A 13,137-nucleotide genomic window follows, 5' to 3' on the forward strand; every position below is an offset into this window, starting at 1 on the left:
TGTGCCTGAGTTTGGTTTTAACAGTGTTGGCTCTGTCCTGATTGAGGATGGGGCCGCTTCCCGTTTAGGGGAAATCCTGAAAGCTCGTTTTGAGCTTGAGAATATTATGCTGGTAACTGACAAGTGTCTTGTGGACCTAGGCCTTGTTGAACCCGTTGTGAAATCGCTTGAAACCGCTGGTATTCCAGTGATTGTGTTTGATGAAGTAGAGGCTGATCCTTCTGAAGCAACGGTTAAAAAAGCTGCGCTCAAGGCAAAATCCTTCGGTGTTGACGGTGTAATCGGTTTTGGTGGTGGTAGCCCTATGGATGTTGCCAAGCTTGTCTCTGTTCTGGTGAAAGGTGAGCAAGAGCTTTCCGAGATGTATGGCGTTGATCAGGTTAGAGTATGTAAAGTTCCGCTTATTCAAATCCCAACAACCGCGGGGACAGGTTCAGAAGTAACGTCTGTTTCTATCATCACGACAGGTGAAAACACCAAAATGGGTGTTGTAAGCAGCCGGATTATGGCTGATCTCGCCGTGCTTGATGCCACGCTTACATGTGGTTTGCCCGCGCATATAACTGCGGCTACGGGCATTGATGCCATGGTGCATGCAATTGAAGCTTACACAACAGCTATCAAGAAAAACCCCATGTCTGATGCGCTCGCTAAAGAGGCACTTCAACTTCTTGGTGGGAATATCGTTGAGGCCTGTAAAAACGGCAATAATGTGGATGCAAGACGCGCTATGCTTACGGGTGCTATGATGGCTGGTGTTTCTTTTGCGAATGCGCCAGTAGGGGCAGTGCATGCACTGGCTTACCCGCTCGGTGGGCAATTCCATATTCCGCACGGGCTTTCAAATTCACTGGTATTACCGCATGTACTGAAATTCAATACGCCGAAAGCTGATCATCTTTATGCAGAACTTGCGGATGTAGTTGGGTTGGCGGGCGTCACCAATATGCAGAAAACTATCGAATTTATTAAATGGCTTGATGATATCGCAGAGGCGGTGGGTATTGAACGGCGCTTAAGAGATGTTCGCATTCCTGAAAGCGCTATTGAAGGCCTTGCAGAAGACGCAATGAAGCAAACACGCTTGCTGGTGAATAATCCCCGTGAGGTAACGCTCAGTGATGCCCGCGCAATTTATGAGGCCGCGTGGTGAGTGATAAAACAATAAAACGGCCACTTTCTGCTTATCCTCATGTAGCTGATATTCAAACCCGCTGGATGGATAATGATGTTTACGGCCATGTGAACAACGTTGTTTACTACAGCTTCTTTGATACGGCTGTGAATGAAATGCTCATCAAAGCTGGTGTGCTCGATATTCATAAAGGTAAAGTCATTGGGCTGGTGATTGAAACCAAGTGTGAATATTTCGCGCCAGTTGAGTTTCCTGAGGGCCTTAAAGCAGGCGTAGCTATATCCCATTTGGGCAATAGCAGTGTGCGCTATGAGATCGGCCTTTTTAAGGAAAATAGCGAGGAAGCCGTAGCGCAAGGACATTTTGTTCATGTTTATGTGGACAGATCGTCTCGTCGCCCCACTTCATTACCAAAGGACCTGCGTTCGCTGTTGGAGACACTCCTCCTAGCGGCGTAAACCACTGATTGGGAGGGAAGTTTGGACGTTAAAGGTAAAGTTGTCGTTGTAACAGGCGGCGCGAGCGGTATTGGTACGGCTCTGTGTAAAAAGTTCGCTGCTGAAGGTGCAAAAGCTGTTGCGGTAGCTGATCTGGATTATGATGGCGCATCAAGTGTAGCTGATGAAATTGGCGCACAGGCCAAAGCGTACCGTCTTGATGTAACGGATCAGGAAGCTGTGCAAAGCATGGTGGATGATTTTGAAGCCGCTCAGGGCCCAATTGATATGTATGTATCAAATGCGGGTATTATCTTTTCTGATGCACCAGACTGGACAACAATTTCCCAAACGAATGAACAGTGGCAAAAAATCTGGGAAGTGAACGTGTTTGCGCACATTCTTGCTTGCCGCGCTGTGTTGCCGCAGATGATTGAGCGGAAAAGTGGGGCTTTCATTGTAACGGCTTCAGCTGCCGGCCTTCTTAGCCAGATTGGCGATACATCCTATTCCACGACAAAGCATGCAGCCGTTGGTTTCGCAGAAAGTATGGCGATCTCCCACGGTGATGACGGTATCTACGTGGCGTGCCTGTGCCCGCAGGCCGTTAAATCCAAAATGACGGCAGATGCGGAAGATAGCTCTGCAGCGGTCGACGGTGTGATGGAAGCAGATGAGTTTGCAAACCGTGTGTATGCGCAGATGCAGGAAGGCCGCTTTATGATCCGTCCGCACGATACTGTGGAAGGATACTTCCAAGCCAAAGCAGCGGATTATGACCGCTGGATTGGCGGTATGCGTAAGTTCCGCCGTAATCAGATGCAAGCAACCGGTAAGCCGATTTAGGAGTATTGATAATGGATTATACAAAATTAATGGATTTCACCGGCAAGGTGGTTTTTGTCTCTGGTTCTTCTCGTGGTATCGGCGAAGCGCTTGTACGTGCGTTTGCGGCAAATGGGGCGCGAGTTATTGTATCTTCCCGTGATCAGGCGGCTTGTGATGCGGTGGCGGAAAGCATTCGCGCTGATGGTGGTGATGCAAAAGCAAAAGCGGCGCATGCAGGAAAAATGGAAGATGTAGCGGCTGTATTTGACTGGATTAAAGAAGAATACGGCCAGCTTGATGTGCTCGTGAACTGTGGCGGTACAAACCCGTTCTACGGCCCAATTGCTGATACCCCAGAAGCAGCATTTGATAAAACCATTGATGTGAACCTTAAGGGCCCATTCTATCTCTCTTCAGAAGCCGTGAAGATGATGAAAGAAGCAGGTAAAGGCGCAATTGTGAATGTGGCGTCTATCAACGGTATTACACCCGGCCACCTTCAAGGCATTTATTCCATGACTAAATCCGCCATGATTAACATGACGAAGGCGTTTGCTCGTGAATATGGTCATGATGGTATCCGCGTAAACGCAATTTGCCCGGGCCTTGTTGAAACGAAGATGACAGAAGTATTCACATCAAATGATGAAATGCTTCAGAAGTTTACAAACCAGTTCCCAATTCCACGTGCAGGCCAGCCTCATGATATGGTGGGTGGTGTGCTTTATCTGGCATCAGATGCAGCAGCCTTTACAACAGGCACTACACTAGTGATGGACGGCGGCGTAACAGCATAAGGAACTGATATGTCTGAACTTAATAAAACCGTTGCTGTACGAGAAGGTGAGGAACTGGATGCTGGATTGATTGATGGCATCCTGAAGGAGCGCATTGAAGGCCTTGAAGGTACACCTGAAATTCGCCAGTTCGCGAGCGGTCAGTCAAACCTTACATATTCAATCGCCTATGCGAACAGAAGCCTTGTATTGCGCCGGCCACCGTTTGGTACAGTACCAAAATCAGGCCACAGTATGATCCGCGAATATAGCGTGATGAATGCGCTGAAGCCTGTTTACGGCGCGGTTCCAAATACGCACTTCCATGTGCCGGCTGAAGGCAGCCCGTTAGGTGCCGAGTTTTATGTGATGGATCTTGTGGCCGGCCGTAAGCTCGAGCGTAAAATTCCTGCTGAATGGAATTTTACCACAGAAGACACACGCAAGCTTGGGCTTTCGTTCTTCGATAAGCTTATTGAGCTGCATAAGGTTGATTTCAAAGCTATTGGGCTGGGTGATTTCGGCCGGCCGGAAGGCTATGTTGAGCGACAGGTTCTTGGCTGGAACAAGCGCTACGAAAAAGCCATGACCGATGATGTACAGGATTTTGCTGACGTTCGGAAATGGCTTGAAGAAAATATGCCGAAGGCTGAAGTAGGGCATTCTATCCTGCACGGTGATTACCGTTTGGATAACGTGATCCTGTGTGAAGAAAACCCTTTTGAAATCAAAGCTGTACTTGATTGGGAAATCAGTGCACTGGGTGACCCATTGATGGATCTTGGTAATACTTTGGCCTACTGGACACAGGCTGATGATCCAGAAGGTATGAAAGCCATGTCGATGCAGCCAAGTTTCGCTGAAGGTATGCCGACACGCGCTGAAATTTGCGAAATCTATGCTCGTGAAACGGGCTATGATCTCAGCAATTTCAATTATTACTATGTTTACGGTGTATTCCGCCTGGCGGTGATTTTGCAGCAGATTTACTACCGTTATTTCCACGGGCAGACCAAAAACAAGAACTTCGCTGGTTTTGGTGTACAGGTGGATATCCTCGGTAACTATGCTCGTCAGCTCATCGAAAAACCGGGTATGTAGACAGCTATTAATCGTAAGTAAAAAAGGCGGTACTCAATGAGTGCCGCCTTTCTTGTATCTGCTCTTTTTTTGTGCGTTATTTGCCTGAAAGCTTTTCTTTTTCCTCGTTGGTCAGGCGCAATAGGCCTTCCTGTGAGGTAGAAGCAAGGAGCCGACCGTCACGTGCATATAGCGCACCGCGGGCGAGGGCTCGGCCTTTGCCGCTCCAGTAACCTTCGGTTTTATAGAATACCCAATCATCTACGCGGAAATTCTCCCGGTGGAACCAGATAGCATGATCAAGACTCGCCACAGTTTTAAGGCGCTTATCACGCGGAATAATAGCGTGTGGGCGCATACTGGCTGATATCAAACCAAAATCAGAAACATAAGCGAGTAAACGGTCGTGGAGTAGTTGCTCATCACCGATTGGTTCTTTCATTTTGAACCAGAAACCAGTTACCGGATCTTTTGGTTCAGGCTTCAGGATATCCATCCGGTCAATAGAGCGCATTTCAACAGGCAGGAACGCTGAGTTGGGCCTTGATTTACCAAGCTCTTTCATAACCCGCTCGTAATAAGCTTCGTCACTCTCTAGGTCATCAGGGCCCGGTACGTCACTCAGATCAATCTGGTGTTCCATACCCACTTCGCCCACATGGAAAGAGGCGGCGAGTGTGAAAATTGCCTGCCCGTTCTGGATAGCGTTTACACGCCGTGTAACAAAGCTTCTGCCGTCCCTGATTGGGTCAACATCATAGATGATAGGCTGGCCCGCTATACCCGGACGGATGAAATAGTTATGGAGCGAATGCAGACGGAACTCAGGGTCCACTGTTTGTGTGGCGGCGTCCATCGCCTGCGCAATCACATGGCCACCAAACACGTGCTTATTGGGCCATTCATTTGGATCACCTCTAAAGAGGAGATTATCGAGACGTTCAATTTCTAAGCCATCAAGAATAGCTTTAACGTTAGACATAAAATTCCTTAACTCGGGGATTAATCGCGGAAACTTGGGTCAAGACGGTCCATTTTCCGGAGAAGTGCAGGCCATGTGAAATTATCGGCACCGTTAGCGCCAGCTACCACCAGCAGATCGCGCAAGGCATTGTTCAGTGCGTCTTCGCTCATGCTGTAAAGCTCCTGACCTGTGCTTTCAGTGAGGATTTGGATTTTACAGGCTTTCTCAAGGAAATACATAAGCTCAAAGGCTTTTGCCACGCTATCACCAACAGTTAGCGTGCCGTGGTTCCTTAAAACCAAGGCATTCTTTTCACCCATATCAGCTACTAGGCGTTCTTTTTCGCCGTCATTTACAGCGAAGCCTTCATAATCATGATAGGCCACATTGGCCCACGCAGGAATGGAACTTTGGCAAAGAAGCTTAAGGCCTTCTTTCTGGTTGGAAACAGCTACGCCGTAGTCTGTGTGCAGATGAAGCACACAGTTGGCATCATCTCTTGCCTCATGGATTGCACTATGGATCACGAAGCCAGCGGCGTTCGGAATGTGAGGTGTATCCATCAACACATTACCGTTCAGATCCACCTTAATCAGGCTGGAGGCCGTGATTTCATCAAACATTAGCCCTAGGGGGTTAATAAGAAAATGGTGATCGGTATTAGGGATACGAGCGGAGATATGGGTGTAAATCAAATCATCCCAGCCAAAATGCGCCACAAGACGGTAGGCTGCAGCTAGGTTTACTCGTGCTTCCCATTCTTCAGCTGAAACTTGATCTTTTACCGAGTTAATTTCCAAAATTCCCGGTTTTGCCATGATAACCTCCTGTCCCCAATTCCTAAGACTGTGCCACTATAAATGACATTCATTAAAAAGGTAGGCTGAATTGAAAAAAGGTCCAGCAGGTGGTTATTCTTCTGGGTGCTCGACGGCATAGGCTCTAACAGGCTCTCGACCAACGCCAGCAACAGATTGAACGGCAAGGGGAAGGTGTTTGCCTGCTGCCTCCAGCCATGCGGTAGAGCGGAACCTGAGAACAAGTAGAAGTGCCTTGATGGCATAATCAGCGATGATAACCGCATACATTATTTCTACGCTATACCCCATATAGGCAACGGCAAAGCCAATGGACAGACGCCCGACAATCATACCTGCAAAGGTTACGAACAGGGGATAACGCGTGTCACCCGCGCCCCTAAGCGCTCCACCGATTGCGAATTCAATCGCCATCAATGGCTGTATAATCGCTAGGATCAGGATGAAGTATTCTGTGTGAGCACGTACTTCTGGGTCGATTGACAGCATAGCGGCCAGAGGTGTTTTGAGAGCGTATGTGATAAGCGCCATAATAGTCATGCAAATGATGGCGAGCCTCATAGTCATCCAGCCGTTGGCGATAGCACCCTCGGGATCAAGTGCCCCCAGATGCTGGCCGGATAGCGTTGCACTTGCCGTGCCGAAACCAAGGCCCACCACGATGCATACACTCAGCACCGTGATGCCGATACCGTAGGCTGCAAACGCGGCGGTGCCGTAACCAGCGACTAGCATCATAAAGAGGAGGAAGCTTGATTGGATAAGGATTTGCTCTAGCGCAGCGGGGGCGCCGATTTGAATAAGCTGGCTAAGGCGGTCTTTATTAAATGCTTCACTGGGTTTTGGCTTCAGCACATAGCTGCGCGTTAGCCAGTGAAGGAAAAACCACAAAAGTACCAGACCTTGACCTAAGCCTGTGCCCCACGGAATGCCTGAAATGCCCAGTTCAGGTAACCCAAACTTGCCGTAAAGAAATGCGTAGGACCCGAGAATACCCAGGATCGTGGAATATGCAGTGAAAACAAGAGGTCGCATTACATCTCCAATCGCACGAAAACTGGTGGCGATTGTGAGTGTGATTGCGAAGACAATATTCAAGATAGCAGTTGGGCGGATGTAATCAGCAGCCATTTTACTGGATGCAGGATCTAGTTTGAAAAGCCCGACCATTTGATCAGCACATAGATAGGTAACAGTGCCGAGTATAATAGAAATGAGTATAGAAAGAGAGAGCGAGCTGGTTGTGGCTGCTGAGGCTTCGCTGGTATCCTCAGCCCCCCATGCTCGGGCGACAACGGCGGTTGTTGCCACTGAAAGTGCCATAGCTGCAGCCATTAAAAGGAAATGAATGCGTCCACCTGTTACAACAGCAGCGCTGGCTTCAGAACCAAGAGGTGCAACAATCCACAAGTGTGCGAATGAAATCGAAACCATCAGGATATTGCTGATGATGTTCGGCCCTGCCAGTTGCCAGACTTTCCTGTAAGATAATTGATCCATAAAACTGGATGAACTTTCACATATATACTGCGATAAAATACTCAAAAGAACATTAGCTTAAAATGACTTAGTTCGAATGTGATGGGTGTCACAGAATTTCTTCAAAAATCTGGAAGGGCGTTATTCTGCGGCCTTTACGGCACTATGGCTTTGCTAGGGCTGTGCTGGATTTTGTCAAATACAAAAAATTATGTCTTTTAACCTTGAAGCGACGCCTAATCGCCTTACCCCTTATATGCGGATTGAATTTGGCCGAAGATCGGCGAGTGGGAGGGTAATATGAGTGATTTAGAGGCGTTTCGTAGCGAAACCCGTGCCTGGCTGGAAGAAAATTGCCCGGCAACCATGCGAAGCGGAGTAGGGGAATCCCTCACAAGCGGCGAAGGCGATATTTGCTGGGGTGGGCGTAAATTCCAGTTTAAATCAGAAGATCAGAAGCTTTGGCTTGAACGTATGGGCTCTCGCGGTTGGACAGTGCCAACATGGCCTACCGAATATGGTGGCGGTGGCCTTTCAAAGGATGAAGCGAAAATCCTTCAGGAAGAACTGCGCCGTATTAAAGCGAAACCAGCGCTTGTTTCTTTCGGTATCTGGATGCTTGGCCCTGCGCTGCTTAAATTCGGAACACATGAGCAAAAGCTTGAGCATCTTCCAAAAATCGCACGCGGTGAAATTCGCTGGTGTCAGGGGTATTCTGAACCAAACGCCGGGTCTGACTTGGCGTCATTGGCGACAAAGGCTGAGGATAAAGGCGACCATTATATCGTAAATGGTCAAAAAGTATGGACATCATACGCGGATCAGGCGGATTGGATTTTCTGTCTTGTACGTACCAACCCTGATGACAAGCATAATGGTATCAGCTTTGTACTTTTCGATATGGAAAGTGAAGGCGTTTCCACAAAACCAATTCAGTTGATCTCCGGTTACTCACCATTCTGCGAAACATTCTTTGATAATGTAACTGTATCTAAAACGAACCTTGTTGGTGAAGAAAACAAGGGCTGGACGATCGCCAAATATCTTCTCACTCACGAGCGCACCGGTATCAGCGATATGGGTATGCCAGCGCCGCTCAACAGCCTTGCAGTTGAAAAATTAGGTACAGTTGATGGTGAGTTGGAAGACAAAATGCTTCACCACCAGATCGCAGAGCATGAAATTGACGCTGCTTCTTTTGTGTTCACTATGGAGCGCGCGAAGGATGAAGCCAAAGCTGGCGGTGATATGGGGGCCTTTTCTTCCATGCTTAAAGGCTACGGTACAGAAATTAATAAAGCCCGTCATGAACTTATCGTGAAAGTAAACGGCTCTGATGCCTTCGAATGGGAAGGTCAATTCTCAAACAATGGCGAAATTGCAAGAAGCTGGCTACGTACGAAGGCCAACTCAATTGAAGGCGGTACCACAGAGGTACAGCTGAATATCATTGCAAAACGCATTCTAGATTTGCCGGCGTAAGGGGGAGTTTGACCAATGGCTATGATTTTGAATGAAGAGCAGCAACTGCTGAAAGAATCTGCAGAAGGCTTCTTTAACGAAAAAGCACCAATTTCCCAGCTGCGTCAGCTTCGTGATGATAAAGACGAGACAGGCTATTCGAAACAGCTTTGGACCGAAATGTCAGAAATGGGGTTTGCGGGCCTTCTTATTGATGAAGACCACGGCGGCACAGGTTTTGGCGTGATGGGGGCAGGCATTGTTGCGGAAGCAATGGGAAGAACGCTTTCCGCATCACCGTATTTTGCCAGCTCTATCGTTGGTGCATCTCTTATTAAAGCAGCAGGAAATGATACGCAGAAATCTACGTTGTTGCCTGCAATCGCCGCTGGGGAGACAATTGTTACGCTCGCTGTTGATGAAACAAGCACACACAATCCCGAACGTACTTCTGTAAAAGCTACATCGGCGGAAGGCGGTTATGTGCTGAACGGCATGAAAACATTTGTACCTGAAGGCCATGTGGCTGATCAGATCATCGTCCTTGCCCGCACATCTGGTGATGCGGGTGGTGCGAACGGTTTAAGCCTGTTCCTTGTTGATCGCCGTGCCGCTGGTGTGATTGCGGACCGTACAGTGATGTCAGATAGCCGTAACTGGGCGAAAATTACGCTTGAGGGTGTGAAAGTTTCTGCCGAAAACCTTCTTGGTGAAGAAGGTGCAGCGATGAAAGCACTGGGACCAGTGCTTGATAAAGCAAATATCATTCTGGCATCTGAACTGCTTGGTATTGCGCAGGAATGCCTAGACCGTACAGTTGCTTATCTTCAGGAGCGTAAGCAGTTTGGTGTACTAATTGGCTCTTTCCAGGGGCTTCAGCACCGCGCAGCTCAGCTTTTCAGTGAAATTGAAGTAACACGCTCTGCGGTCATGAAAGCGCAGCAGATGGCAGAGATGGGCGGCGATGTAAGTTGGTTTGCAAGCCTTGCAAAAGCAAAAGCCTCTAAAACGGCTGAACTTGCTACGAATGAAGCTATTCAAATGCACGGCGGCATCGGCATGACAGATGAATTTGATATCGGTTTCTTTATCAAACGTGCCCGTGTTGCGCAGACACTTTATGGCGGTTTCAATTACCACGCAGACCGTTTCGCACGCACTAGCGGTTATTAAGGGGGAAATAGATGCTTGATGCACTGGAATTGCCGGAAGTTGATCCAGCTACACCGATAGATACCGTTATGCGCGGCCTTTGTGCGCCGGGTATGCCGTTTGAAACTGTTGAGCAGGAAATAGACGGTATCACGCATACGGTTTTTAAAAACCAGCCGCCAACGATGCGTGAAGTACTCATGATGCTGATGGCTCATGATGAGAAGGAGTTTCTCGTTTACGGAGATACTCGTCTTAGCTTTAAGGAAACACTGGCGCGCGCTACGCAGCTATCACAGGCGCTTGTTGATGATCTGGGCGTGAAAAAGGGCGACCGTGTCGCGCTTGCAATGCGTAACTATCCTGAATGGCCAATCGCTTATATGGCGATTGTGGGCTCCGGCGGTATTGCCGTGTTGATGAACGCTTGGTGGACCGAAGAAGAAATGTCGTGGGCCATGAATGATTGCGGTGCCAAAGTTGCTGTTTGTGACGGTGAACGTGCGAACCGCCTTGGTGCATACATCAGCGATAATCCTGATACACAGGTTCTTGTTGCACGGGATGAAATCGAAGAGACAGCAAATATCCGCCGGATGGAACCATTTCTTGAAGGAAAATCACCATTTGTATGGCCTTCCATTCCCATGGAAGCTGATGATCCGTGCCAGATGCTTTACACATCGGGCTCAACAGGCTTTCCAAAGGGAGCATATTCAAGCCACCGTGCTGTGAATGCCGTTCTCTTTAACTGGATTGTTGTGGCGCTTTCGCTCAAAATGCTTGGCCGTACGAACCCTGATCCTGATTTTCAGCCTATTATGCTGGTTGCTGTACCGTTTTTCCATGTAACGGGGCTTATGCCAGTTCTTATGGTTTCCGCTATTGCGGGCCGTAAGCTTGTGTTGATGCACAAGTGGGATGTGGAAATGGCGTTCCAGATGATTGATGCTGAGGGTGTGACTTCATTTACGGGTGTGCCGACTATGTCGTATGATATGGCGGCGTCCCCGCTTCGTAAAAATTACGATTTGTCTACGCTTGTTGATATCGGTGGCGGTGGTGCCGCACGCCCACCAGAGCATGTAAAACTTATCAAAGAAGCTTTTAAGGAAAGTAGCCCTGGGATTGGGTACGGCCTTACAGAAACAGGTTCGCTTGGTGCGCTTCTTTCTGGTGAAGAATATGTGGAACGCCCAAATAGTGTGGGTAAAGCAACACCTCCGATGGTAAGCGTGAAAATCGCTGGCGCGGACGGTGCACCGCTCGCTAATTATGAGCGTGGTGAAATTTGCATCAAATCCGTTACCAACGTGAAAGGTTATTGGAATAACCAGGAAGCCACAGACCGTGCATTCAAAGACGGTTGGATGCATACAGGTGACGTTGGTTACATCGACGATGAAGGATATATTTTTATCGTTGACCGTATGAAAGATATCATCATCCGTGGTGGTGAAAATATTAGCTCCCTTGAAGTGGAAGGTGTGTTGCATGCACATGCAAAAGTGGAAGACGTAATGGTCTTTTCGCTTCCTTGTCCGCACTTGGGTGAAATTGTGGGGGCTGCGATTGTGCCTGGGGAAGCAGGTGTGAACGCGGCAGAAATTCTGAACGAAGCGAAAGCGCACCTTGCGGCCTTTAAGATTCCTGAAAAAGTATGGATCAGAGAAGAGCCAATGCCGCTTATCGCTTCCGGTAAAATTGATAGAAAAGCAGTGAAAGCCCATTACCAGGAAATGTGGCAAACTGAACAAGAGGGGAATTAAGTATGAATTTAGGTCTTTCTCCACGCGCAACTGAGCTGCGCGATAAGGTCCGTAACTTTATCGAAACACATGTAGTGCCTGTTGAAGATGAATATCATCACGAAATTGGCAAAGGCGGCAGCCGCTGGGAATTCACTCCGCGGATGACGGAAATCCTTGAAACACTGAAGGCACAAGCGAAAAAAGACGGTCTTTGGAACTTCTGGCTGACAGATTCAGAAGAAGGTTACGGCCTTACAACTGTTGAATATGCTTATCTGGCCGAAGAAATGGGTCGTTCGCATATCGCTGCAGAAGCGTTTAACTGTAGCGCGCCAGATACTGGTAACATGGAAGTAATTGAGCGGTACGGCACCGATGAGCATAAAGAAAAATGGCTGAAGCCGCTTCTTGAAGGTAAAATTCGTTCTGCTTACCTGATGACAGAGCCTGATGTAGCATCTTCAGACGCTACAAATCTTGAAATGAGTGCAAAGCTTGATGGTGATCACTATGTGCTTAATGGCGAGAAATATTGGGCTTCTGGCGCTGGCGACCCACGCTGTGCAGTTTATGTTGTAATGGTGAAAACGGGTGATGAAGATACACCTCGTAAGAACCGCCATAGCATGATCTTTGTGGAGGCTGGTACGCCGGGTATTGAAATCCTGCGTCCAATGATGGTGTTTGGTCATGATGATGCACCGCACGGGCATATGCACATTCGTTTCACTGATGTGAAAGTACCAAAAGAAAACCTCGTTCTTGGTGAAGGTCGTGGTTTTGAAGTATCCCAAGGCCGCTTGGGCCCAGGCCGTATTCACCACTGTATGCGTTCTATTGGTGCTGCTGAGCGTGCGCTTGATCTACTCTGTAAGCGCGCAACAACACGTGAAGCGTTTGGTCGCCCGCTTGCGAAACTTGGCGCTAACTATGATATCATCGCGGAAGCACGTATCAGCATTGAGATGACCCGTCTGCTATGCCTGAAGGCTGCTTATATGATGGATACAATCGGCACGCAGGCTGCACAGCCTTATATCTCGCAGATCAAGGTGCAGGCACCTCGCATGGCGCTCGAAGTGATCGACGAGGCGATGCAAATGCATGGCGGCCGCGGTATTAGCCAGGATTTCCCGCTTGCATCTATGTGGCACGGCCAGCGTACGCTTCGTTTCGCGGACGGGCCAGATGCCGTGCACCGGATGGTGATTGCGCGTACTGAGTTGAAGAAATACCGTTCGAACAGCGTGTAAGCC

12 protein-coding genes are annotated in these 13,137 nt (G+C 48.5%); 9 read left to right on the forward strand and 3 right to left on the reverse strand.

Annotated features, from left to right (window positions below):
• Window position 1 precedes the first annotated feature (1 nt).
• From MF542_RS09720 to MF542_RS09740, 5 genes are read left to right on the forward strand one after another with little or no spacing between them, the layout of a single operon-like run.
• Window positions 2-1,153 carry an iron-containing alcohol dehydrogenase gene (locus MF542_RS09720; RefSeq protein ID WP_247018576.1) on the forward strand — a complete coding sequence of 384 codons (1,152 nt, stop codon included), beginning with the start codon at window positions 2-4 and terminating at the stop codon, window positions 1,151-1,153.
• Window positions 1,147-1,593, forward strand: a complete 447-nt coding sequence (locus tag MF542_RS09725) for an acyl-CoA thioesterase (RefSeq protein ID WP_425531249.1) — start codon at window positions 1,147-1,149, stop codon at window positions 1,591-1,593. Before MF542_RS09720 ends, MF542_RS09725 begins: the two co-directional genes overlap by 7 nt.
• 21 nt (window positions 1,594-1,614) lie before the next feature.
• On the forward strand, window positions 1,615-2,418 hold the full coding sequence (locus tag MF542_RS09730) for an SDR family NAD(P)-dependent oxidoreductase (RefSeq protein WP_247018580.1): 804 nt from the start codon (window positions 1,615-1,617) through the stop codon (window positions 2,416-2,418).
• A gap of 11 nt (window positions 2,419-2,429) precedes the next feature.
• On the forward strand, window positions 2,430-3,197 hold the full coding sequence (locus MF542_RS09735) for a glucose 1-dehydrogenase (RefSeq protein ID WP_247018582.1): 768 nt from the start codon (window positions 2,430-2,432) through the stop codon (window positions 3,195-3,197).
• Window positions 3,198-3,206: 9 nt separating this feature from the next.
• The gene (locus MF542_RS09740; RefSeq protein ID WP_247018590.1) at window positions 3,207-4,277 is read left to right on the forward strand and encodes a phosphotransferase family protein; all 1,071 of its coding nucleotides are present in this window, start codon (window positions 3,207-3,209) and stop codon (window positions 4,275-4,277) included.
• 76 nt (window positions 4,278-4,353) lie between these two features.
• On the opposite strand, the gene MF542_RS09745 is transcribed toward MF542_RS09740, so the two are convergent.
• The 3 genes from MF542_RS09745 to MF542_RS09755 form a co-directional block, all read right to left on the reverse strand.
• Window positions 4,354-5,238 (reverse strand): acyl-CoA thioesterase, encoded by an 885-nt coding sequence (locus tag MF542_RS09745; protein ID WP_247018593.1) that lies wholly within the window; start codon window positions 5,236-5,238, stop codon window positions 4,354-4,356.
• Window positions 5,239-5,258: 20 nt separating this feature from the next.
• Complete coding sequence (locus MF542_RS09750) at window positions 5,259-6,038, reverse strand: class II aldolase/adducin family protein (protein WP_247018595.1); 780 nt, start codon at window positions 6,036-6,038, stop codon at window positions 5,259-5,261.
• A gap of 93 nt (window positions 6,039-6,131) precedes the next feature.
• Entirely contained in the window at window positions 6,132-7,538 is a 1,407-nt protein-coding gene (locus tag MF542_RS09755; protein WP_247018597.1) for an MATE family efflux transporter, read from the reverse strand.
• Between the two features lie 279 nt (window positions 7,539-7,817).
• Between MF542_RS09755 and MF542_RS09760 the strand changes: the two genes are divergently transcribed.
• Genes MF542_RS09760 through MF542_RS09775 form a run of 4 tightly spaced genes read left to right on the forward strand, consistent with a single transcriptional unit; the run spans window position 7,818 to window position 13,134 of the window.
• Window positions 7,818-8,999: an acyl-CoA dehydrogenase family protein gene (locus tag MF542_RS09760; protein WP_247018599.1), complete on the forward strand. Its 1,182-nt coding sequence runs from the start codon at window positions 7,818-7,820 to the stop codon at window positions 8,997-8,999.
• Window positions 9,000-9,014: 15 nt separating this feature from the next.
• Complete coding sequence (locus MF542_RS09765; RefSeq protein ID WP_247018601.1) at window positions 9,015-10,151, forward strand: acyl-CoA dehydrogenase family protein; 1,137 nt, start codon at window positions 9,015-9,017, stop codon at window positions 10,149-10,151.
• A gap of 11 nt (window positions 10,152-10,162) precedes the next feature.
• Window positions 10,163-11,899 carry a class I adenylate-forming enzyme family protein gene (locus MF542_RS09770; RefSeq protein WP_247018603.1) on the forward strand — a complete coding sequence of 579 codons (1,737 nt, stop codon included), beginning with the start codon at window positions 10,163-10,165 and terminating at the stop codon, window positions 11,897-11,899.
• A gap of 2 nt (window positions 11,900-11,901) precedes the next feature.
• Window positions 11,902-13,134, forward strand: a complete 1,233-nt coding sequence (locus MF542_RS09775) for an acyl-CoA dehydrogenase family protein (protein WP_247018605.1) — start codon at window positions 11,902-11,904, stop codon at window positions 13,132-13,134.
• Window positions 13,135-13,137: the final 3 nt, after the last annotated feature.

The organism is Kordiimonas laminariae (assembly GCF_023008165.1).
GTDB lineage: Bacteria > Pseudomonadota > Alphaproteobacteria > Sphingomonadales > Kordiimonadaceae > Kordiimonas > Kordiimonas laminariae.